This window comes from Candidatus Oscillochloris fontis (assembly GCF_004138135.1).
GTDB lineage: Bacteria > Chloroflexota > Chloroflexia > Chloroflexales > Chloroflexaceae > Oscillochloris > Oscillochloris fontis.
In genome coordinates this window covers 65113-86357 of sequence record NZ_RYFD01000003.1, presented here as the reverse complement: position 1 = coordinate 86357, position 21245 = coordinate 65113, and the positions used below count along the sequence as shown (strand labels likewise).

At 59.3% G+C, this 21245-nt stretch carries 21 protein-coding genes; 12 read left to right on the top strand and 9 right to left on the bottom strand.

Annotation, left to right across the window (positions count from 1 at the left end):
• Positions 1-376: 376 nt before the first annotated feature.
• Positions 377-1300, top strand: a complete 924-nt coding sequence (locus EKD03_RS02450; protein WP_129626947.1) for a diacylglycerol/lipid kinase family protein — start codon at positions 377-379, stop codon at positions 1298-1300.
• 37 nt (positions 1301-1337) lie between these two features.
• A complete protein-coding gene (locus EKD03_RS02445; protein WP_129626945.1) occupies positions 1338-2405 on the top strand; it encodes a ParB/RepB/Spo0J family partition protein in 1068 nt (355 codons plus the stop codon).
• A gap of 105 nt (positions 2406-2510) precedes the next feature.
• On the opposite strand, the gene EKD03_RS02440 is transcribed toward EKD03_RS02445, so the two are convergent.
• From EKD03_RS02440 to EKD03_RS02430, 3 genes are all read right to left on the bottom strand, one after another.
• The gene (locus EKD03_RS02440; RefSeq protein WP_129626943.1) at positions 2511-2786 is read right to left on the bottom strand and encodes a metal-sensitive transcriptional regulator; all 276 of its coding nucleotides are present in this window, start codon (positions 2784-2786) and stop codon (positions 2511-2513) included.
• Between the two features lie 35 nt (positions 2787-2821).
• A complete protein-coding gene (trxA, locus tag EKD03_RS02435) occupies positions 2822-3148 on the bottom strand; it encodes a thioredoxin (RefSeq protein ID WP_129626941.1) in 327 nt (108 codons plus the stop codon).
• Between the two features lie 197 nt (positions 3149-3345).
• On the bottom strand, positions 3346-4071 hold the full coding sequence (locus EKD03_RS02430) for a CvpA family protein (RefSeq protein ID WP_129626939.1): 726 nt from the start codon (positions 4069-4071) through the stop codon (positions 3346-3348).
• 485 nt (positions 4072-4556) lie between these two features.
• Here EKD03_RS02430 and gap point away from each other — a divergent pair, with 485 nt between their 5' ends.
• Positions 4557-5582: a type I glyceraldehyde-3-phosphate dehydrogenase gene (gene gap / locus EKD03_RS02420; protein ID WP_129626935.1), complete on the top strand. Its 1026-nt coding sequence runs from the start codon at positions 4557-4559 to the stop codon at positions 5580-5582.
• A 161-nt stretch (positions 5583-5743) separates the two neighbouring features.
• Here the strand turns inward: gap and EKD03_RS02415 are convergent, their stop codons facing one another.
• Both EKD03_RS02415 and EKD03_RS02410 read right to left on the bottom strand, forming a co-directional pair.
• Entirely contained in the window at positions 5744-6133 is a 390-nt protein-coding gene (locus EKD03_RS02415) for a hypothetical protein (RefSeq protein WP_129626932.1), read from the bottom strand.
• Between the two features lie 155 nt (positions 6134-6288).
• Positions 6289-7074 carry an RNA polymerase sigma factor gene (locus EKD03_RS02410; protein ID WP_129626930.1) on the bottom strand — a complete coding sequence of 262 codons (786 nt, stop codon included), beginning with the start codon at positions 7072-7074 and terminating at the stop codon, positions 6289-6291.
• Positions 7075-7430: 356 nt separating this feature from the next.
• On the opposite strand from EKD03_RS02410, the gene EKD03_RS02405 reads away from it, so the two are divergent.
• Positions 7431-7988, top strand: coding sequence for a 2Fe-2S iron-sulfur cluster-binding protein (locus tag EKD03_RS02405; protein ID WP_129626928.1), 558 nt, complete (start codon positions 7431-7433; stop codon positions 7986-7988).
• A gap of 176 nt (positions 7989-8164) precedes the next feature.
• Complete coding sequence (locus EKD03_RS02400; RefSeq protein WP_129626926.1) at positions 8165-10144, top strand: DUF4838 domain-containing protein; 1980 nt, start codon at positions 8165-8167, stop codon at positions 10142-10144.
• An 82-nt stretch (positions 10145-10226) separates the two neighbouring features.
• On the opposite strand, the gene EKD03_RS02395 is transcribed toward EKD03_RS02400, so the two are convergent.
• Together EKD03_RS02395 and EKD03_RS02390 are read right to left on the bottom strand one after the other, a co-directional pair.
• Positions 10227-11141 carry a polyprenyl synthetase family protein gene (locus EKD03_RS02395; protein WP_129626923.1) on the bottom strand — a complete coding sequence of 305 codons (915 nt, stop codon included), beginning with the start codon at positions 11139-11141 and terminating at the stop codon, positions 10227-10229.
• 165 nt (positions 11142-11306) lie between these two features.
• Positions 11307-13160 (bottom strand): Rqc2 family fibronectin-binding protein, encoded by a 1854-nt coding sequence (locus EKD03_RS02390; protein WP_129626921.1) that lies wholly within the window; start codon positions 13158-13160, stop codon positions 11307-11309.
• A 15-nt stretch (positions 13161-13175) separates the two neighbouring features.
• Between EKD03_RS02390 and EKD03_RS02385 the strand changes: the two genes are divergently transcribed.
• From EKD03_RS02385 to EKD03_RS02360, 6 genes are all read left to right on the top strand, one after another.
• The gene (locus EKD03_RS02385) at positions 13176-13805 is read left to right on the top strand and encodes a guanylate kinase (RefSeq protein WP_129626919.1); all 630 of its coding nucleotides are present in this window, start codon (positions 13176-13178) and stop codon (positions 13803-13805) included.
• A gap of 146 nt (positions 13806-13951) precedes the next feature.
• Complete coding sequence (locus tag EKD03_RS02380) at positions 13952-14503, top strand: GatB/YqeY domain-containing protein (RefSeq protein WP_129626917.1); 552 nt, start codon at positions 13952-13954, stop codon at positions 14501-14503.
• 11 nt (positions 14504-14514) lie between these two features.
• Positions 14515-16716, top strand: a complete 2202-nt coding sequence (locus tag EKD03_RS02375; protein ID WP_129627182.1) for an HD family phosphohydrolase — start codon at positions 14515-14517, stop codon at positions 16714-16716.
• 23 nt (positions 16717-16739) lie between these two features.
• A complete protein-coding gene (locus EKD03_RS02370) occupies positions 16740-17066 on the top strand; it encodes a nucleoside triphosphate pyrophosphohydrolase family protein (RefSeq protein ID WP_129626915.1) in 327 nt (108 codons plus the stop codon).
• An 8-nt stretch (positions 17067-17074) separates the two neighbouring features.
• Positions 17075-17665 (top strand): imidazoleglycerol-phosphate dehydratase HisB, encoded by a 591-nt coding sequence (gene hisB / locus EKD03_RS02365; protein ID WP_129626913.1) that lies wholly within the window; start codon positions 17075-17077, stop codon positions 17663-17665.
• On the top strand, positions 17665-18639 hold the full coding sequence (locus EKD03_RS02360) for a PrsW family intramembrane metalloprotease (RefSeq protein ID WP_129626911.1): 975 nt from the start codon (positions 17665-17667) through the stop codon (positions 18637-18639). Before hisB ends, EKD03_RS02360 begins: the two co-directional genes overlap by 1 nt.
• A gap of 184 nt (positions 18640-18823) precedes the next feature.
• Here EKD03_RS02360 and EKD03_RS02355 read toward each other — a convergent pair whose 3' ends face one another.
• On the bottom strand, positions 18824-19420 hold the full coding sequence (locus tag EKD03_RS02355) for a hypothetical protein (protein WP_129626909.1): 597 nt from the start codon (positions 19418-19420) through the stop codon (positions 18824-18826).
• 213 nt (positions 19421-19633) lie between these two features.
• Here EKD03_RS02355 and EKD03_RS02350 point away from each other — a divergent pair, with 213 nt between their 5' ends.
• The gene (locus tag EKD03_RS02350; RefSeq protein WP_129626907.1) at positions 19634-20131 is read left to right on the top strand and encodes a zinc ribbon domain-containing protein; all 498 of its coding nucleotides are present in this window, start codon (positions 19634-19636) and stop codon (positions 20129-20131) included.
• Positions 20132-20207: 76 nt separating this feature from the next.
• Here EKD03_RS02350 and EKD03_RS02345 read toward each other — a convergent pair whose 3' ends face one another.
• Positions 20208-21158: an STAS domain-containing protein gene (locus EKD03_RS02345; protein WP_161569161.1), complete on the bottom strand. Its 951-nt coding sequence runs from the start codon at positions 21156-21158 to the stop codon at positions 20208-20210.
• Positions 21159-21245 lie beyond the last annotated feature (87 nt).

Here is a 21245-nt window from a genome sequence, read left to right as displayed (position 1 = left end):
GTACCTCCCGGCCATTGGTGGGTTGATAGGTGTCAGGAACTACTTTTGCATATATGCAAGCATGTTGTTGGCAAATTATAGCATCGTGTGTCTCTTTCGGCAAGATCGGGTATGGTTGTACTAGGGCATGTGCAACCTCACCTCCGGTGGGGATTCGGCGGAGGCTGCGCCGCCCCGAAGAACTTTTTTTCTCGTAGGTTGGCGGCGAAGCCGCCAACCTACGAGAAAAAAGCGAGTCTGGGGCGTAGCTCCTAGCGGAAATCTGCTTAACTTGAGTTCTATAGAGGCGAAGCAATGCCCTCCATGTGGCCGGGAAACACGATCTTGCTTGGAAGGCGATGCTTCGCCCCTCCAAGGCCAAAAGAGGAGGCACAGCATGACCAAGATCGGGGTCATTCTCAATCCATGGGCTGGGCGCGGGATGGCGGGGCAGCGGCGGGCTGAGTTGGAGGCATTGCTGCATGAAGTTGGGGTGCCATTTGATATAATCGAGACCCATGCCCGTGGCGGGGCTACCGAATTGACCTTCCAGGCCATCGCACGCGGCTATACCTGTGTGGTCGCGGTGGGTGGTGATGGTACCATCAACGAGGTGGTGAATGGCCTGATGGGTGGCCAGGAGCGTTTTGGCCAGAGTGCCAGTTTGGGGATTGTGCCGCTCGGTACCGGCAGTGATTTTGTGAAGGTCTTGGATGGCTGGGAACCCAACGATCTGCTTGGGGCGGTGCGGCGGCTGGCGGCGGGGCGTACCCGCCCGATTGACCTGGGCCGAATCACGGTTGAGTCGCCGCTGGGCACGGAGCAGCGCTACTTCATCAATGGCCTCGGCATGGGCTTGGACGCTCAGGTCTCTGTTGAGAGCCTCAAACTGACGGCGATCAAGGGCTTTGCGGTCTATTTGATGGCCATCATCCGGGCATTGACGCAGTACAAAGCTCACGTGATGCGTGTACGCTACGATGACTACGAGGTGCGGCGGCGCTTGCTCTTTGCAAGTGTGGGAAATGGCCGTTGTCAGGGCGGTGGCTTTTGGATGACCCCCGAAGCCGAGATTGATGATGGTATGCTCGATCTCTGTATCGTGAATAAACTCCGCCTCGACCAGATCATCCGCTACATCCCCAAACTGATGGAGGGTAGCCACACGACGCTGCGCGTGGCCACCATGGGCCGCGCCCGCCAGATCGAGGTGACGTGCCCGCAGGGTATCCCCGTCGCTACCGATGGCGAGGTGGTGGCCACAGCGGCGACCCGCGTTCAGGTTGAGGTGTGTTCGGGTGCGCTGCGTCTCGTGGTATAATAGCAAACAAATGTGTTTATCTAAGGAGATCTCTGCAATGCAGTTGCTCTATCTCGACCCCCGCCAGCTTGAGACCGACCCAGACGGCGTGCGGGAAGATCCAGGGGATGTTGCGGGTTTGGCGGCCACCATGGCTGAGCGTGGGTTGCTCCAGCCGCTTGGGGTGGTTGAAGTAGGGAACGGGCGCTATCGGGTTGTGTACGGTGGGCGGCGGCGTGCAGCGGCGCTGCAACTGGGCCTGGAACGGCTACCCTGCATTGTGCTCGATGCTGACGATCCAGATCTCCTCTTACGCCAACTGATCGAGAATGTGCAGCGTCAAGACCTCAACGATGTTGAGCAGGCACGCGCCTATGCACGGCTGCGCACGCGCATCATTGCCGAACGCGGCAAGTTGGCCGAGAGCGAGCTTGATGAACTGGTAGGCGAGGCCGTCGGTTTTAGCGGGCGCACCGTGCGGCGCTACCTGGGGCTGCTCGATCTCCCCGACGAGGTACAAGAGCTCATTCGGCGTGGCGAACTGAACGTCACCCAGGCCCAGCATCTACGCCGGGTGAGTAGCCCGCGCACCCAGATCGAACTAGCCCGGTTTGCCGTCGAAGAGGGCATGTCGGCGGCCGAACTGAGCAAATTAGTGGCCTACTTTGCTGCCAACCCCAACCTAACCCTAGAGACCGCGCTCCAGGCATTGGAGCAGGGCGAACAACTACGCACCACCCTCAGCACACCGGAGGGGGGTATCGGTGGTGGGCCGTTGGGCAAAACGAGCATCGCCGCCGTAGACCAAGCCGAGAGCGAGGCGGGTTTCTGGGAGGATGAAGAAGCGGAGCAAGGCGAGGAGCAGGGCTACCTGCGGGTCGAGGAAGAGACCATCGAGAACCAGCCGAAAAACAAGGCGCGGGTTTTCCGTATTCGCTCGCTCGATCAGATGGTAGACGAGACCGACCGCATCACACGCGCCTACGCCGAAGGCGACCTCCACAAGTGGGTTAAGGCCGATGACGGGGCACCCTTCAAACTACGGCTACTGCTCAAGCAGTTGGAGAGCCTTGCACGCGGGCTACGCGAGTTGGCCGAACAAGAAGGTTGGGAGACCGAGGAGTAGCGACGCAAAATGGTGTGTGGCGTAGAGACGCAAGATTTTGCGTCTCGCGACGCAAGATTTTGCGTCTCGCGACGCAAGATTTTGCGTCGCTACGCCACACACACCCTATTTCCCCTCGAAGAGATGAATAAGATCGGCAATCGTCTTCTCGCGGGATTCTTCTTCATTATCCAGGCAATTATGGGCATAACAGCGCAACACCTGGCTACTGACACTCGCGAGGGCCGACTTCACCGCCGCCACCTGGGTCACGATCTCGCGGCAATCGCGGTCATCCTCGACCATCCGCTGAATACCGCGTACCTGGCCCTCGATGCGCCGCAGACGTAACAAGACATCCTGGCGTCGTTCAGGCGAAAGGGGGCGTACCTGATCGGCCATAGCAGCCTCCGCTCATGAACCTTATCGCCGCGAGATTAGCCGATCACCTGATTAAAGATGTCGCGGTAGGCTCCTTCTGATTTCTGGCCAACGAGGCGCTGAACCTCCTTGCCGCCCTTGAAGATGACTAGTGTGGGGATGCCCTGAATGCCCAGTTGCCCGGCCCAGCGGATCTCCTCATCGGTATTGACCTTGGCGATAGTCAGCTTACCCTCGAACTCCCCGGCGAGCTTATCGAGCGTCGGCGTGATGGCCCGGCATGGCCCACACCAGGGTGCCCAGAAATCTACCACCACCGGCTTGTCCGACTTGAGAACCGCCTGCTCGAAATCGGCATCTGTGACCTTAACGGGCTTTGCCATTGCAATCCTCCTCGGGGTATACCCCCGGTGTTTTTATGCTTGTGTATCCCTTTCGGATACCCCTAGGGGGTATATTACACGATCACATTGTGCTTGTCAAGAGGTGCTGGATTGCCCAATCATCCCGTAGGGGCGAAGCATCGCCCCAGCGCATCCTGGGAGGATCGTCCATCGTCTGTGGGGGCGATGCTTCGCCCCTACTTCTTCGCATCCAGATCCCGCATGATGCGATCCAGATCAGCATGATCCACCGGGGGGGAGGCTTTAGGTTGGGGCGGCGGTGAAGAGGGCATTGTCGGCCCAGCCGGGGGGGCTTTGCGGGCAGGCGCAGGGGCGGGGGGCGGAGGTATAGGTGCGCGTTTGATTGGTGGTATGGTCGAGACGGGTTGCTTGAGGGCTTGCGAGATGCGGTGATAGCCCTTTACCAGCACAAAGATCATCGTACTCAGCACCATCGCGAGGATGAACCAGGGCAGCCATTGATTAAGAATATCAGTAACAATATTCTGACTGAAGAGATCCTGCGCCTCTTCTTCGGGCCAAATATCGTTGGCATAGCGCATCAGGTAACTGGTGAGGATGGCGGCATTGAGCGCACCGAGGAACATACCGATCCCACGATCCATCAGCGTCGTAGGTGCTTGGGGTTTGCGTAGCGGATCGTGTGGTAGGAGCAGGCTACCTCCATAGCCCACGAGTAGCGCTACTGCCAGGAAGATCAAGGCGGTTAGGAGAAAGACCATCCAGAGGGACTGATCGATCTCACTCCGTAACCATTCAGACCAGCGCGCTTGCCAGAGATCGATCAAGACCGCGCTCATAAGTGTTCCGGCTAAGGCGATCAATCCTCGGCGCACGCCTCGCGAGAAGCCAATGAAACCAAGGACCCCGATGGCTATAAAGACAATAATCATGAGAATCATATTCTGCCACCTCGCTGATTGCGCCAATGGTACGCGCAATTGTAGCACATGCCCTTGGCGGGCATGTGCTACGTCCACCTTTCGTAGGGGTCTGGTGCCCAGCCCCAGACCTGCTTCTTTCTCGTATTTTGGCGGCGAAGCCGCCAAAATACGAGAAAAAAAGTTCTTCGGGGAAGGCGAAGCCTCCCCCGAATCCCCGCCGGGAGGCTTACGTTCATGTCAATGGGCGGCGCAGCCGCCCCAGCCGCCCCCAAAAACTGGAGTTTGGGGTGCAACCCCAAGGATGTTGCCCATGCCCGCAGGGGATGCAACTCACCTTTCCCTTGCGCTCTTGAGCGTGCTATAATGTTGCCTATAATCCTATGCGTTTTCTCGTGAGGGCATGGCGCTAGACCGGCTACTGACGGCTTGGCTCAATAGGATTGAGCCCAATTCGACGGTAGATGCCTGCGAGGTAATTACGTATCGAGAAGGAGGCACGATTCATGGTTCGCGTCGCAATCAATGGTTTTGGTCGGATCGGTCGCCAGACACTTAAGGCGATGCTCGAGTACCACCCAGATGAGTTCGAGATCGTCGCGATTAACGATCTGACCGACAATGAGACGCTGGCGCATCTGCTGCGGTACGACTCGACCTACGGCCCCTTCGATGGCGAGGTGAGTGTCACCGACGATAAGATTATCGTTGATTATGATGATGTTCACTATGAGATTGCGGCTCTTGCCGAGCGCGATCCCACCGCGCTACCCTGGGGCAAGATGGGGGTTGATATTGTCATCGAGTCAACTGGCCGCTTCACCGATGCGGATAAGGCCAAGGCGCACCTGGAAGCAGGGGCCAAGAAGGTGATTATCTCGGCACCTGCGAAGGGCGAGGATCTGACGATCTGCTTGGGTGTCAACGAGACCAAGTATGATCACGAGAAGCATCATATCATCTCGAATGCGTCCTGTACCACCAACTGTCTGGCTCCGGTGGCCAAGGTGCTCAACGACAAGTTCGGGATTCAGCGTGGTCTGATGACGACGATCCATGCCTATACGATGGATCAGAATCTTCAGGATAACGTGCATAAGGATCTGCGTCGCGCACGCGCCGCAGCTATCAATATGGTACCCACCACCACCGGGGCCGCCAAGGCTGTTTCGTTGGTGATCCCAGAACTGAAGGGCAAGTTCCACGGTTATGCCGTGCGTGTCCCCACTGCCACGGTCTCGATGGTGGACTTCTCGGTTCTGTTGAACCGCGCCACCACGGTTGAGGAGATTAACCAGGCATTCATTGAGGCCAGCGAGAGCGAGGAGATGGACGGTATCCTCGGCGTGAGCCACGAGGAACTGGTCAGCAGCGACTTCATCGGGATGTCCTATAGCACGATGGTCGATCTTCCGCTCACCATCGCCATGGGCGACGACTTCTTCAAGGTCGTCTCCTGGTATGACAATGAGTGGGGCTACTCGACCCGTGTCTCCGATCTGACCGCCTATATCGCTGAGCATTTTGAGTAGTGTATAGTTGTCTTCGGTAGGGGCTTGGGGCGTAGCCCCAAGCCCCTTTTTTGTGTGAAGTTACGCCTCCCCCGAAGATATTTTAGGTTGTTTTTTGGCGGCGTAGCCGCCAAAAAACAACCCAATTAGGGTTTGGGGCGCAGCCCAAGGACTTTTTGCGCCTAGCGCGACATACAGAGCAGTGCCCCACGCGGGGCACTATGATCGGAGATCGGTTCTAATGCTTCCATCAGCGCTACTTCTCTGGCACAATGGGGGCAGAGCGCAATATGGTGGGTGATCTGGGCGCGTTGATACGGATCAAGTAGCCCTTGACAATAATCCACGAGTACATCGGTTGTTGGGCAAAAGAGCCGGTAGAGCCGCAGATGTAGCCGACGCTGAAATTCTCGCATCTGCCGCATGCGTGTAGCACAGCTTGGGCATACTTCGAGGTGGGCCTGGGTCTCTGCATCAAGTTCACCGTCAATCGCCGCCATCAGTACGCTACTGCTCAATCCAGGTGGTGCCACGCAGCCCGTCTCCTGGCTCTTATCTATGATCATAGCCATGCGCTCCTCAATGTACCAGCAGCCGAACCCCCCTGCCGTATAGTAAGAAACGCAGTGGATGACTATATTTTACATACCTGCTACGCTATGTCGTTTGTTCTGGTCAAAAAGAACGCCTCTTCTCCATAAGAAGAGGCGTTCTGTCGCGACACGACCTATTGGGCAAGTATCATGCGGAGTTGTTGGTTGCGGCTTAGGCGGCCTAAGACGTTGCGTTTGACGTTGTATACATCGTTGACACTGTTGAAGAGATCACTCCGCTTGGCATAGATGGCGCGTGGAGTCATACTGAGGATGAAGGAGTAGTAGACGACGACGCGCTCAATCTCGTTGTGGAGTTGGGTATTGATGAAGCTCCAAAACTCTTGGCTATCCACCCGGCTCATGGCCTCTTCGTCGGGGGAGTAGTGGGGCATATGGGTTGGTGTGATGGTCTCTTCGGGGAGCATCTCCGACCAGGACTGCGCCCGCACGCTGTCAATCACCACGCTCGTTGAGCAGAGTTGGAGGTATTGTAGCAGCGAGGCGAGGGTCGGGAAGGATGCGAAGCGTTCGGCAGAGATCGCACGCCAGAATTTGGTGAAGGCACCTACCACAAAATATTCGCTGCTCTCACCGCTACTGACAAAGGCACCACTACGCCGAATCCAGCCTTCTACTAGGCCACTGTAGTGGAGGTAGAGTTGTTCCCATGCTAACTCATCGCGTTCCACGAGCGCCCGCCGAAAGAGTTCATAACTGAAACGGGTGTCATGGGGCTGGCCACGGTAAAAACGCTCGCTCTCGGTCGCACAGCGTTGTACCAGGATCATCAGATCCATAAGATCCGGCTGCTCATCTTCAATGACACGGCTGCCGTCGCGGTTGGGCTGAGGGAGTGCCATGCTCGTCCCTCGGTTGGGGATGGTTCGGCTGGGGGTGTCAATACGCTGCGTGATCATGGCCTCCTCAATTCTCCAAGTAGCCCGCTGGGCTGCTTGTGTTGTTATCAGACGCTCACCGCCCTGTTTGGCTGTTTGGCGTCTGTATGCCCGTGCTGTGGGTCTTCCTACATTGATTGTAGGGACTCACTGTGTGGCTGAGAAGATCGTTAGATGAGCAACGGATGACAGATGCTACGATGGTGTGTCGTATTCTTTAGGAATGGGAGGAGGGAGTGTGCGGATTGGCCGCTGGTATCCACTTGAACGAGTTGGTGTCTCTTTTTCGCTTGGTGGGGCTGCGCCCCAACCCCCACCGCCGCTAAGTGCGTGTTACAATACCTGTGCAGGGCGATTGTATTGCACAGGAGTTGGCTATGGTTCAGGTTGAAATCAATGATGAATCCACCGATGATGCCAAGCTCGGTGAACGTATCGTGGCGATTGCGCGTCGGAAGGCGTCCCATATCGGTTTCTACTGCGATGGCAGTGGGATCTGTACCATGTGTGAGTGTAAGATTCTCAGTGGCGCGGATCAGTTGAATGAGCCGACTGAGGTTGAACATACGTGGTTGACCGATGCGCGGCTGGCGCAGGGTTATCGCCTTGGCTGTCAGGCGGCCTTGCGTGGTACTGGCCCCGTACAGGTGCTGACCCGCGCTGAGGAGATGCGCCGTCAGCTTGATGCGGTGCTGAATCCACCGATGGGGACGACATCTGCCGATCATCTACCCGGCTTGCTGGAGAATATTGCGGCGATCAACTGGCAGCATATTGGGCGTTGGCCCTTCAATTTGCTGAGTAGTATCAACCGGATTGGTCTGTATAGTGTGCTCTGGCCGATCACCAATCTTAATCAGTTGGTTGATGATACGGTGCGGATTACGCAGCATATGTTAAAGACGGAACCCAAGGATCAGTCGCCGTCGGCGTAGTCGTGACCCCAGGGCATATGCAAAGTTCTTGGGGCGCAGCCCCAAGCCCCAATTTTTGTTGTTTTTTGGCGGCTACGCCGCCAAAAAACAACAAAAAAGATTTTCGGAGGCGGCGAAGCCGCCCCCGAACCCCCGTCGGGAGGCGCTTAGAAAAATCTTGTCAAGAGGTCTGCTTGGTGGATCTGACCCTTACGCCGAGTTGGGCGATTGAACTGACGAGTCCCCATCCGGTGGCGCGTTTCGCCGCCGAGGAGTTGCGGCGTACCTTGCAGCGGATGGGTGCCCCGGCGTTGTCCGTGGTTGCGCAGGCGCTTGGCCCGCGCATTGTGTTGCGTCATGGGTCAGGTGGGGATGCCTTCTTGCGCGCCACCGATCATGCGGGGATGTTGCTGCGCGGCGAGGGGCCACGGGGGCTGCTCTATGCGGTCTATGATCTGTTGGAGGCGCTGGGGTGCCGCTGGGTTATGCCGGGGGCTGCCGGTGAGGTCATCCCGCGCCTTGCGCAGGTGATCTTGCCCGCCGAGGGTGTGGCCGACCGCCCCGCTCTGCTCCGACGTAGCCTCGTGATCGGCCACGATCTCTTTCTGGCTGAAGCTGAAGCGTGGATCGTCTGGGCGGCGCAGAATCGCCTGAATACGATCTTCATCCATACGATTGACCATGGCCCGGCGATTGGGGCGTGTCGCTTGGCGACCTGGCGACGGCGGCGGCGGGCGCTGCTGCCGCGTTTGGCGGAACGTGGTCTTGATCTGGAGTTGGGAGGCCACCATCTGCGCGATCTCTTGCCCCGGCGGCTCTTCGCGTCCCAGCCCGATCTCTTCCGCGTCGCCGATGGTCGCCATACCCCCGATCACAATTGCTGCCCGCGTAACCCGCAGACGCTCGCCCTGTTGCGCCAGCATGCCAGCGCCTTCTTTACCACCTACCCCGAAGCGCAGGTCTACCATCTCTGGCCCGATGATCTGTTGGCGGGCGGCTGGTGCGATTGCCCGCTGTGTGCGGGGCTTAGTGCTTCCGACCAGAGTCTGTTGGTGATCAACACACTGGCTGAGGCGCTGGCGGCGCTGCGCTCTGAGGCCAAACTGAGCTACTTAGCTTATCATACCACGGCCACTGCACCACGAGTGGTGCGCCCGCATCCGCAGGTGGAAGCGCTGCTTGCGCCGCGCCCGCGCTCCTACGCGCAGGGGCTTGGCGATCCGCAGAGCCACCTCAATCTACCCCACGCGGCTGATCTGGCTGCTAATCGGGCTGCGTTTGGCGGGACGGTGGCGCTCTTCGAGTATTACCTGGATGGTATCCTCTTCAAGTCTTCGCCGCCGCCCTTGGCCGCAGTGATCGCGGCGGATCTGACCTACTACCGTAGCCAGGGGGTGACGAGTGTTTATGCGTTGATGACGGGTGACCGGCCATGGCTGGTGCCGCCGATCAATGCGTATCTGTTTGCGCGCTTGGCCTGGAATCCTGAGCAGGATCATGCGGCGTTGTTGGCGACCTACGCAGAGGTTCGTGCCCCGCGTAGCCCGGCGGCGCTGTTGCGTACCTACACCACCTTGGAGCGGGCGTGGTTGGCGGTGCTGGATCGTACCCCCGCTGAGGCGGCGCTGCGGCGTGAGGCTGGCGATCAGCGCGATCCGGTTGCGCTGCCTCCGCTGGATGTGCTCGACTATATGGCCGCGCCGCGCCCGGATTGCGAGCAGCGTTTGGAGCGCATGGGCCGGATGCAGGCCGATTTGCTGGCGGGGCAGGCGGCGTGGGACGAAGTGCTGCACACGGCCTTTGGTGAGCGGGCGACGTTGGAGGCGGAACGCGCCGAGTGGGCGTTGGCGGTTGGGTTGTTGCGCTTTTTGGCGCTGCGCCAACAGCTCTATGTGATGGCCGAGCGCGGGGCTGAACGGGTGGTGTTGCAGCAGGCGTTGGCGACGGCGCAGGCGGGCTTGGATCTTCTGCTGGATTGGGCCCAGACGCATGTTCCCGCCGCTGCTCGTCCGGGGCATCTGTTATTGCGCACCATCTTGCAACTGCACCTCGATCAGATTGCCGACCTGCACATCGCCTTGCCGTGGCAGCGTGCGACGTTGCGGGCGCGACGGGCATTGTTGTTGCGCAACTTGGCCGGTGATCCGCGTTTGGTGTGGGAGTTGATGCGCAGGTAGGGGCGCGTCGCGACGCGCCCCGTGTCGCCCGGTTTTCCACCGTAGAGAACGCAGAGGAAGAAATGTAGGGCGCGACGCGCCTCTACACCTCCACCGCCTCCAACACCGCTCGTGCCGGGTTCTCCGGCAACCCGACGAGGGCGGCGCGGGCTGCGCCGAGGTGTGCTTGCATCACGGCGTGGGCGGGGGCGAGGCCATACTGGCGCACCTCGGCCACGGCCCAGGCGTGGTCACTATCGGGGGTGTTGAGCGCCGCCTCAAGCCGCTCGCCAGCGCCATGTTCCGCCGCGAAGATCAGCGGTAGGCTGGCGATACCCCGGCGCAGGCTGGAGCCAGCCTCGGTGTGGTCGGCGAAGTCGTGCAGTTCGGTACTGATCTGGAGCGCCAGACCGAGTTCGTGGCCATACTGATAGAGTGCCGCGACATGTTCCGCAGCGAGGCCACCGCAGGCCGCCCCGGCCTGACATGCAGCAGCGTAGAGCGCGGCGGCTGAACTGCCGGTGTGGGCGATGTAGGCCGCGTGCGCTGCTTCACGTGGGCGCAGGGTGGGCACCGGCGATAGCTCGCTCTCACAGATCCGCATGACCGCCTGCGAGTAGTAACTGATCACCCGTGGGTCTGGGCTGAGTGCCATCTCGCCGGCGGCGAGGGCGAAGAGATAATCGCCCACCATGAGCGACAGCCCGTGGCCCCAATCGCCTTGGCGCGTTTGGCCGCGCCGTCGCTCGGCGGCATCAATCAGATCGTTATGGGTGCGTGTGGCGGCGTGGATGAGTTCCACCGCTGCGGCGGCGTGGATGGTACGTTCTAGCGCGTACTCACCGAAGTGGGCGGCGAGTAGCACCAGTGCAGCGCGTGGCCGCATGGTGTCGGGGCGCAGAATCGTAGGCTCGGCCACGCCGATCACCCCGGAGCGAGATGCGGTACGTTCGCGAACAATCCGATCAACCGCCTGAAGATCGGCCATGATGGTGGCGGGCAATGGCAGCTTAAACATAGATCTGGGCGGGCTGCCGTATGGCGCAGGCCCGATATGTGGGTTGGGTTGGTGCGGCGGTACGATACCCCATTCATCGTGGGGTGTCAACTTCCTTGTAAGGGCGAAGCATCGCCCACCATGTGGCAGAGGAACACGAACTGGTTGAAGGGCGATGCTTCTCCCCTACGGGATGATCGGGGAACCCGGCTTGCGTGGCGCGGCCCGCAGTGTGCGCTCAGCGTGGTAGGTGACTAGGCCGGGTGCTCCGCCGACGATCTTGCGCACTAGTACCCGCCGACAGAGATCAATCTCGACATTCGCATCGGCTGCGGCTTGGCTGAAGTGGGCCGCCAAACCCGCCGCTTCGATCAGGGTCGTTTCGGGAACCTCGCGGCCGCCACTGCGGATGATGACGTGGGAGCCATGGATGCCTCGTGCATGCAGCCAGAGATCGTCGGGCCGCCCGATGTGGAAGGTGACCTCCTCGTTCTGGCGGGCGCTGCGGCCAATCACGATGCTGAATCCATCACTCGATTGTACCTGAAGCGGGCGCGCTTTGCTGGTTTTGCGTCGGCGGCGCTGACGCACTGGATCGGGATGTTCGCGCAGGTAGCCCAACTCTTCGGCTTCGATGGCGATCTGCTCGATCTGATCATAGTCGTCGCTGAGGAGGAGAAGGGCACGTAGTTGTTCCACCCCATGGATGCGCAGTTCAACCTGACCCAGCAGTTCGGGCAACCCGGCCAGCGCACTCTTGGCCTTGTCGTAGGCTTTGAAGCGCTCTTGGGCTTGCTCAACCGGTTTGCGCTGCGGATCAAGTTGGATCTTGCGGCCTTCAACCGTGAGCACCGTCTGGCCGGGCTGAAGTGCGTGCAGGAAGGCGAAGATCATCTCGCCCTCCCAGCGCAGCACCTCAAGATCGCCCGCCTTGCGCAATTCGGCGCGGATCTGGTCGTGTTGGTGCTGAAGGCGTTCGGCGGCGGTGCTGAGTTGCTGCGCGAGTGCGCTGCGGCGTTGGGTGTGGTTGGTCAGTGTCTCGCGGGCAGCATAGAACTCCTCCAGCACCGCACTGATGCTGGGGGCATCTTGGGTATTGGCGAGGTGCCCTAGGTGGTATGCGGCATAGGCGAGCGGGCCATCGGGGCCACGCACGAGGCAGGGTTGCCAGGGTGGGCTGAAGATTTCGCGCAGCCGGGCTGCTAGGCTATACCAGGGCAGATCGGCGCTGATCGGCGCTTTGGGCTGGCCCAGGCTGCGGAAGATGACTTCGCGGGCCACTTGGGGCGAGACCCCCCGGTAGGTGGCGACCAGCGCCTTCTCCAACTCGTTCCCCACCGACGCGCTCAATCCCGCCAGCCCCTCGCCCATTGCACGGGTAGGATCGCGTTTCTCTTGCGCCGGTGGCAACTCGTAGACATGGCGCGGCATGATCACGCGCTGGCTCATGCGCGGGGTCACGCGCTTGATGCTCTCCATGACCAGGTTGTTATCATCCACCAGAATGATATTACTACGCCGATCCATCGGCTCGATGATCAGGTCGCAGGTGATCAGGGCGGGCTGTTCGGCATCATCAGGCCAGGGATCAGCTTCTTCATCGTCCCCTCCTTCGTCCTCTCCCGCTGGAGGAGGAGATTGGCTCCCGGAGATTTGGGGCGGAGGAAACAACCCTTCTGCATCCTCTATTTCCTCGGCTTGGTTGCGCGTCTCTGCGCGTTTGGCTATACTAAGCACGAGGATGCGTTCAAGGTGCGGCTGTTCGATACTCACAATTCGGCCACCGAGCAGATATTTACGCATGAGCAGCAGCAGCGGCGTCGCCTGCTCAACCCCACGGCTGAGCCGGGTACGCACCAGATGAACCCGCGCAAACTGGGCATGCGCCGAGGCCAGCAGGTGATAACGCTGGCCGTGGTGGTAGATCTCTAGCCCGATACCGAGCGGGCCAGTTAGCAGGACACGTTGGATGCGTCCACCCAGGATGGTTTCGCGCAACTCATCGGCCACTGCGCTTATTGTCAGTGCATCGAAGTACATAGATTAGGGATGCGAATGTCGCAATTGCTCAACCCATTGCTTGAAGGTAAACCCGCCACACCGTTGTTGGTCGTCATCTCTGGCCCTTCGGGGGTCGGTAAAGACTCAGTGCTGATGCGGATGCGTGAATTGGGGTTCCCATTCCACTTTGTCGTCACCGCCAACAGCCGCCCCAAGCGACCGGGCGAGATTGACGGTTTCGACTACCACTTTGTCACCAATGAGCGCTTCGAGCAGATGATTCGTGATGATGAACTGCTGGAGTGGGCGGATGTCTACGGACAGTATAAGGGCATTCCGAAATTTGAGGTACGCCAAGCGATGGAGAGCGGGCGCGATGTGATCCTGCGCATCAATGTGGATGGTGCGGCGACGATCAAGCGCATCGCCCCGGAGGCGCTCTTTATCTTCCTCGCCCCCGCATCGTTGGATGAACTACGCCACCGCTTAACCCTGCGCCGCACCGAGAGTGCCGATGAGATCGAGGATCGGTTGGCGGTTGCTGCGCACGAACTGGAGCAGGCCCGGCTCTTCGACTATATCGTGATCAACCAAGAGTCGCACTTGGATGAAGCCGCTGGCCAGATTCGGGCCATCATTACCGCCGAGAAGTTGCGGGTCTATCCGCGCCAAGTGACGTTATAAGCGAGCCAGGGCTGGGCAACGTTCTTGGGGCTGAAGCCCCAAATCCCAATGTTGGTTGTTATTTGGCGGCTACGCCGCCAAATAACAACCAAAAAAGATTTTCGGGGGCGGCGCAGCCGCCCCCAAACCCCCACCGGAGGTCTGATATGTTACTCCATGAACGACTCAATAGTGATCTCAAAGACGCCATGCGTAGTGGCGATAAGGCGCGGGTCGAACTGATTCGTACCACACGGGCAGCGCTTCAGACGGCCCAGTTGGAGGCGGCCAAGCAGCGCTATGACGCGGCGGCGCGTGAGATTGAGGCCAAGTACGCCGATGATGCCGAGGCACGTGATGCTGCGCTCAGCGCGATCTCGGCTGATGCCCACGCGCCGCTTGATGATGCGGCGGTAGTTGCGATCATCATCAAGGAGGTGAAGCGCCGCCGTGATGCTGCCGAGATCTACCACAAGGCTGGGCGTGAGGATCTGGCGGCAAGTGAAGAGGCCGAGGCGCAGATGTTGGAGATCTATCTGCCCAAGCAGTTGAGCCTAGAAGAATTACGGCCCCAGGTCGCGGCCCTGATCGCTGAACTCGGCTTGAGTGGTGCATCCAGCATGGGTAAACTGATGCCGGTCTTGATGGAGCGCTTCAAGGGCCAAGCTGAGGGCCGCGTGCTCAGCCAGGTGGCCCGCGAACTTCTGGCCGGGAACTAATCGCCTTGGCGATGAATACAACGCTGCGTCGCTGGCTCATCCGAATCGCCGCTTCACGGGCGCTGCGCCCCTTTGTACTCGTTGCGCAGCGCCCCATCATGGCGCTGGGGCTGGAAGCGCTGATCCTCTGGCTCGGTATCTGGGCCGCGCTTACCCTCAGTTTGCCCGGTGAGTATGGGCGCTTAGAGGTTGGTCAGCCTAGCCCCCAGAGTGTCGTGGCCCCGCGTGACGCCACCTACATCAGTGAGATCCTCACTGCTGAACGTCAGGCGCAGGCTGAGAATAGCCCGGAGAACCTGGTCTATCTCTACGACCCCCAGATCCCCATTCACCAACGCACGGCGCTCAATGCGCTGCTCGATACGATCACGAGTGTGCGCGATGATCCCTCGCTCAGTCGGGCGGCGCGTCTGAACACGCTGGCCGCTCTGCCCAATGCGACGGTGGCGCTCTCGGCGGAGCGCGCCGATCTGATCTTGACTCTGGATCAAGAGAGTTGGGCGACGTTGCGCCAGGAGGTGATTGGTCTCTACAATCGGTCGCTCAATCGCTATGATTATGCGATAGATGAACAGGCGCTGATTGAGTTGCGCGAACGCTGGCTCACCTACTGGCTAGCGACGACCACGCTCTCGCCAACCCAGCGCGAGTTGGCGCTCTTCTTCACCCAGTCGTTCTTGCTGGTCAATCGCACGCTGGATGATGAGGCCACGGCGGTGCGTCGCCAGAGTGCGCGTGATAAGGTACTACCCCAACAGGTGCGCGTGCTGGCCGGTGAGAGTATTGTGCGGGTGGGCGAGATCATTCGCCCGGAGACGATTGAGAAGTTACAGCAGACGGGGGCCATGCCACTGGCGCTGAGTTGGTTGGGGATCGCGGGACGTGGCCTGATCGCGCTCCTGATGATGCTCGCCTTCTTTGGGTATGGGCTGATCTATCAGACCGATACGACCCACAATCCGCGTTCGCTCTTTGTCCTGATCTCCTTGATGGTCTTGACCCTCATCTTGAGCCGGATCGTCATCCCGCTTGCGGGAACGAATACCTACTTTTGGCCGCTTGCCAGCCTCGCCATTATCATCGCGGTGGTCTTTAATGGTCGTTTTGCCTTGGCGGCCTCGGCGCTGGTAACGGTTGCGATCAGCTTTATGCAAGATGGCACCTTGCCACTCGCGCTGAGTCTGATGGCTAGTTGTGTGGTGGCGGTCTTTGTGGTGCGCAACGCCGATCATATCGCGGTCTTTCTATTGGCGGGCCTGAGCGTGAGTCTGGTGGTGGCGTTAGCGCATCTGGCCTTCTGGATGCTGGAACAGCCGATCATCCGTGCCGATACCCTCTCTGCGTTGGGGATTCAGGCACTAACGGGGATACTGCTCGCCGGAGTGAATGGTATCTTCTCGACCATCCTTGCCCTGGGGGTCTTTAACTTGGTGAGCCGGGCTGCTGGTCAGGTGACGCCACTGCAACTGATGGAGTTGGCGCACCCCTCGCGGCCACTGCTGCGCAAGCTGATTCGTGAGGCTCCGGGCACCTACTACCATAGCGTAGCGGTGGGCAACTTGGCCGAAGCGGCTGCCGAGGCGATCAATGCCGACGCGCTCTTGCTGCGCGTGGCCGCCTACTACCACGATATTGGCAAAACCATCCGGCCCTATTTCTTTACCGACAATCAGATGGGGCGTGCCAACGTACATAATGACCTTGATCCCCAGACGAGTGCGCAGATCATTCTCGATCATGTGCGCGAGGGGGTGAAGATGGCTCAGGCGGCGGGGTTGCCGCCACAGATCATTGACTTTATTGCCACCCACCACGGTACGGGTTTGATTCGCCATTTTTACGAGCAGGCGCTCCAACAGCATGACAGCGTTGATCCGCGTGATTTTCGCTACCCTGGCCCGCGCCCGCGCACGCGGGAACAGGCCATCCTCATGCTGGCGGATTCGGTGGAGGCGACGGTGCGCTCCAAGGCGCAGCACGGCAAACTGCTTGCAGTTGGGGCTACCGGTGAGGGCGCGAATAGCGCAACGCCAGGGGCACAGGCACTCGACGATCTGGTGCAGTCAATCATCTCGACTCGTATCCGCGAGGGCGAGTTGGATGATTCGTCCTTGACGATGCGTGAAATAGCCCTGATCAAACAGGCGTTTGTGAATAGTTTGCAGAGTATCTACCATCCACGGGTTGATTATGGGCCTTCGATAGTGAAATAGGATAGATAAGAGGAACTGAGTGCATGGATGCGAATGAATACCAGATTCTCGCCTTACGGACTGAGGCGGGGGGACGTAGTGAGCGCGAGCGTTTACTCAATGCGGCGCTGGGCTTGTGTGGTGAGGCGGGCGAGTTTGCCGATACCTTGAAGAAGGCCGAGTTTCATGGCCACACGCTCGACGCCGATGCCTTGCGCAAGGAGTTGGGGGATGTGCTCTGGTACGCGGCGCTGGCCTGTGATGCCTTGGGCGTGCAGATGGGTGAGGTGATGGCACAGAATATCGAGAAGCTGCGCCGCCGTTACCCCGAAGGCTTTTCGAGCGAACGTAGTATTCGACGCGAGGCGTAAGGAGTAGTATGGAGCGCAGCGCAACCATCAACCGTACAACCGGCGAGACGACCATCAGCCTGAGCTTGAACATTGATGGCAGTGGCAAGGCCGAGGTTGCCACCGGAATTGGCTTTCTCGATCATATGTTGATTCTGTGGGCCAAGCATGGCCTCTTCGACCTCAGCGTTCATGCCGAGGGCGATCTGCATATTGATGAACACCATACCGCCGAGGATACCTGCATCTGCTTGGGGCGAGCGATTGATCTGGCTCTGGGCGAGCGGCGCGGGATCGTGCGCACGGCCCACAGCTTCGTGCCCATGGACGAGACGTTAGCGATGGTGGCGCTCGATCTAGGTGGGCGGCCCTACTGTGTCGTACAGGCCGATTTTGTCACCCCACGGGTTGGCCAACTCGGCACCGATCTAATCTTCCACCTACTTGAGAGTGTCGCCTTCCACGGGCGGCTCAACCTACACGCGCAGGTACTCTACGGGCGCAACGATCACCACAAGGTTGAGGCGATCTTCAAAGCCTTTGGGCGGGCGCTCGACACTGCTACCCGGCTTGAGCCACGCTTAGCCGGGGCGGTACCGAGTACGAAGGGGGTTCTCTGATGATCTTTCTCGTTGCGGTGCTGCTCAGTTTTGGCCCCGCCTTTCTCTATGCGGCCATCGTCTACTGGCTCGACCGCTTCGAGAAGGAGCCGCTGCACCTGTTGGGGGGCGCGTTCCTCTGGGGCGCATGCGTGGCCACCCTGGGCGCGATCATTGCCACGAGTCTCCTGGAGGTTGGGGTCGAGGTGATCACGGGGAGTGCGGCGCTGGCCGAATTGACCGGGACAACCCTGCTGGCCCCCGTGGTGGAAGAGAGCCTGAAGGGCTTGGCGGTACTGCTGATCGTCATCTTTTTCCCCCACGAGTTTGACTCGGTGCTGGATGGGATGGTCTATGCGGCGATCACCGCGCTAGGCTTTGCCGCCACCGAGAACGTCCTCTACCTCTACTTTATGGGCTACCAAGAGGGCGGCATGGGCGACATGATTACCCTGTTTGTGCTGCGGGTGATACTGGGCGGTTGGGGCCATGCCGTCTACACCGCCTTTATCGGCATTGGCTTGGCGGTCGCACGCTTACGGCGCGGCTGGGCGATCAAACTGGCCGCACCCTTCCTGGGTTGGTGTGTCGCCATCTTTCTGCACGCGCTCCACAACGGGATGTCCACCGTCTTAGGGGGCAGTTTTGGGCTAGGCGGGCTGATCGCCACCTTGCTCGTGGATTGGACGGGCTGGGCGGCGGCGTTGGGGATCGTTATCTGGGCGATCTGGCGTGAGCGCAAGTGGATGCGCGACTATCTGCGCGAGGAGGTGGCAATGGGCGTGATCACCCCCGCGCAGTACCTCGTGGCAAGCTCGATCAAGGCCCAGATTGGCTTAGGGATGCGCGGGCGGACACAACGCGACTTTTATACCACCTGTGCCGAGTTGGTTCACAAGAAGCACCAATTGCTTACCTTAGGCGATGAGCGTGGGAATAGTACGCGGGTAGCCGCGTTGCGGGAATATTTGGTGCGCCAATCGGCGGGGGCGTAGAGACGCAATATGTTGCGTCTCGTTGGCGACGCACGATGTTGCGTCTCGTTGGCGACGCACGATGTTGCGTCTCGTTGGCGACGCACGATGTTGCGTCTCGTTGGCGACGCACGATGTTGCGTCTCGTTGGCGACGCACGATGTTGCGTCTCGTTGGCTCGTTGGCGACGCAATATTTTGCGTCGCTACGCGGCCAATTCCTCTTCGTGGGCGTATTCGGTCACCAATTGGCGGGTCTTCTGGCAGACGCGCTCGTAGAGGTGGCTGGCCATGCGCTGCTCGATCAGCACGCGCCGACGTTCAGCCTCACAATGCTCGGTCAAACTGATCATGGCCGCTAACTGATCGCCTGCCGCGTGCATCTGAGCGAGGCTCTCCTCGGCAAACGGCGGGCGTGGGCGCAGGAGGGTCAACGATGCCTCCAGACGGCGCATATCGGCCAGCAGCGTGGTTGCGGTTAATGCGGCGGAGGGCGAGGTCGGCGCAACGAGTTGCAGGTAGGTGGTATCGTTATCAAAATAGGCCGCAAGTTTACGCTGGACGGCGATGTAGGTACGCTGCCCGGCAACTTCTGCCTGCCAGCGCTGCGAAAGTGCCTTGCGCCAATCGGCTAACGTCTGCTCACCACGCTGATTCTGCTCCTCAATCGCGTTGAGTAACGTCTGATGGCGGGCCAATTCCTCATCAGCAAACGGCAACTCATGGCGACGAAGTTCAAGCAGGGTTAGGAGTTGAGATGTCGTTTCTGGAGTCAATGGAGTAATTGTCAGAATCTGGTTCACAGCAGGTCCTTTCAAGTAGCAGCAATGGTGTGCCTGCACGTATATGGTACGAAATGTTACCTTCTGCGTCCATAGTACTTCTGTCGTGATTAGAGGGATGACTTACGACAGAAGTACGTAGGGCTATATGCTACAATAATGCGTGCATCCAGCGGGCTACCTCCAGCGTCATACCCGCAGGGATGGTGCGCAACAGCACTAAGGAGGTTGGTTATGGGGTTGTTTGATCAGATTGGCAAGACACTCAATCAAGGGATTGATCGGGCGAAGTTTGAGGCCGAGAAGTTTCAAAAGACGACTCGCCTCCAGGGCGAGATCAACGAGGTACGGCGTCAACTTGATGCAAAGCTGATGGAGATGGGGCAGCGTGCGTATGATCTCCAGCGCGCCGGCCAGATCAGTGCGCCCTCGATTGCGGAGATGGCGGGGTTGGTGGATCAGTTACGTTCGACATTGGTGACCCATGAGGAAGAGTTGAAGATTGCTCAGAATGAGGTCTTTGAAGAGACACCTCTGGGCGTATCGCCAACCAGCCCCAGCCAGTCGGTGCCGATCTCCTATGATGCTCCGCCGATGGTCACGCCACCGATGGTCACGCCGCCGATGGTTACCCCACCACCAGCGTCCGCCCAGAAGATCTGTCCGAGTTGTGGCTTCCAGATGCCGAGTAGTGCGATGTTCTGCCCCAACTGTGGCGCACGGGTTGGGTAGATCGTTTGGGGAGGTTTTTCCGGGGGCCTGTGGCCCCCGAATCCCCCCCGTGCATGGGTCGTATCGCGATGCGACCCTACGAGGTTTTCATCACCTCTTGGGGCGTGCGGGCGGTGCGTACCCCGTTGAGGTTGATACCGAGATGGGTCATTGTGGCGGCGACCGAGGCCGAGATGCCGGTGATGGTCACTTGGCAACCGAGTAGCCGGATGGCCTGGATGGTGCGTACAATCGCCTGCGCCACCGAGGTGTCAACCGTAGGTACCCCGGCAATATCAATGATTACCATGTGCGCGTTGTGGATGCTGACTTCTTGGAGCAGGCGTTTGGTTAGTTCACTCGCTCGCCGACTATCGAGATGCCCAACAACGGGGGCCAGAAGTACGCCATCCGCAAGCATCACAGCGGGCGTTTCGAGGGTCGAGACGAGGTCAATCAACTGGCGCTGCTGGGCATTCTGGGCTTCGAGTTCTTTGGCCTTCTGTGCCAATTCTTCGGCGTGGATTTGGGTACTTGCCAAGGCTGCTTGGGCTTCCTGGGCACTCATCTCGGCTTGGTGTTGGGCATTATCCATCACAATCCGCGCCAGGAGCATCCCGCCTACGATGATCAGGTAGATTATCATTGTGATCGGGTCGGTATAAACCGAACTGCCGCCAGAACGCAACAGCAATATCAGGATCATTCCGATGGTTGTCCCAATGAGCCAGGTTGGGCCAGCAACAATGAGCGCCATGGATGGCGGGATGAAGGCGGTGAGTGAGAAGTGCTCATAGAGATATTTCTCATCGATCAATATTCCTGAGAGAATCGTGATCATAATCAGCATGATATAGCGTACCCACTCCCAGCCCCGCCAGTAGGCGAAGACAAGTGCTGAGAGGGTAGGAATGACGATTATAGTGTCGATGAAGAGTGAAAAATCGTATGCTTCTGGAAAAATCAGTTGGTAAATCAGGGCTAAGAGCGATCCAATAATCAATATGATCTGGATTGCGATGATGACTTGCCGTTGGGTCAGTTGCATATCTTCATTCTCCTCAATGAAGGCGGGAGGATATGGCGCTAGTTGCGTAAAAACCGCTGCAATTGTACCATGCACCCAGATATAATC

Coding starts and splice junctions, on each gene's coding strand:
- EKD03_RS02450 (WP_129626947.1), top strand. CDS start 377: ATGACCAAGATCGGGGTCATTCTCAATCCATGGGCTGGGCGCGGGATG.
- EKD03_RS02445 (WP_129626945.1), top strand. CDS start 1,338: ATGCAGTTGCTCTATCTCGACCCCCGCCAGCTTGAGACCGACCCAGAC.
- EKD03_RS02440 (WP_129626943.1), bottom strand. CDS start 2,786: ATGGCCGATCAGGTACGCCCCCTTTCGCCTGAACGACGCCAGGATGTC.
- trxA (WP_129626941.1), bottom strand. CDS start 3,148: ATGGCAAAGCCCGTTAAGGTCACAGATGCCGATTTCGAGCAGGCGGTT.
- EKD03_RS02430 (WP_129626939.1), bottom strand. CDS start 4,071: ATGATTCTCATGATTATTGTCTTTATAGCCATCGGGGTCCTTGGTTTC.
- gap (WP_129626935.1), top strand. CDS start 4,557: ATGGTTCGCGTCGCAATCAATGGTTTTGGTCGGATCGGTCGCCAGACA.
- EKD03_RS02415 (WP_129626932.1), bottom strand. CDS start 6,133: ATGGCTATGATCATAGATAAGAGCCAGGAGACGGGCTGCGTGGCACCA.
- EKD03_RS02410 (WP_129626930.1), bottom strand. CDS start 7,074: ATGATCACGCAGCGTATTGACACCCCCAGCCGAACCATCCCCAACCGA.
- EKD03_RS02405 (WP_129626928.1), top strand. CDS start 7,431: ATGGTTCAGGTTGAAATCAATGATGAATCCACCGATGATGCCAAGCTC.
- EKD03_RS02395 (WP_129626923.1), bottom strand. CDS start 11,141: ATGTTTAAGCTGCCATTGCCCGCCACCATCATGGCCGATCTTCAGGCG.
- EKD03_RS02390 (WP_129626921.1), bottom strand. CDS start 13,160: ATGTACTTCGATGCACTGACAATAAGCGCAGTGGCCGATGAGTTGCGC.
- EKD03_RS02385 (WP_129626919.1), top strand. CDS start 13,176: ATGTCGCAATTGCTCAACCCATTGCTTGAAGGTAAACCCGCCACACCG.
- EKD03_RS02380 (WP_129626917.1), top strand. CDS start 13,952: ATGTTACTCCATGAACGACTCAATAGTGATCTCAAAGACGCCATGCGT.
- EKD03_RS02375 (WP_129627182.1), top strand. CDS start 14,515: ATGAATACAACGCTGCGTCGCTGGCTCATCCGAATCGCCGCTTCACGG.
- EKD03_RS02370 (WP_129626915.1), top strand. CDS start 16,740: ATGGATGCGAATGAATACCAGATTCTCGCCTTACGGACTGAGGCGGGG.
- hisB (WP_129626913.1), top strand. CDS start 17,075: ATGGAGCGCAGCGCAACCATCAACCGTACAACCGGCGAGACGACCATC.
- EKD03_RS02360 (WP_129626911.1), top strand. CDS start 17,665: ATGATCTTTCTCGTTGCGGTGCTGCTCAGTTTTGGCCCCGCCTTTCTC.
- EKD03_RS02350 (WP_129626907.1), top strand. CDS start 19,634: ATGGGGTTGTTTGATCAGATTGGCAAGACACTCAATCAAGGGATTGAT.
- EKD03_RS02345 (WP_161569161.1), bottom strand. CDS start 21,158: ATGCAACTGACCCAACGGCAAGTCATCATCGCAATCCAGATCATATTG.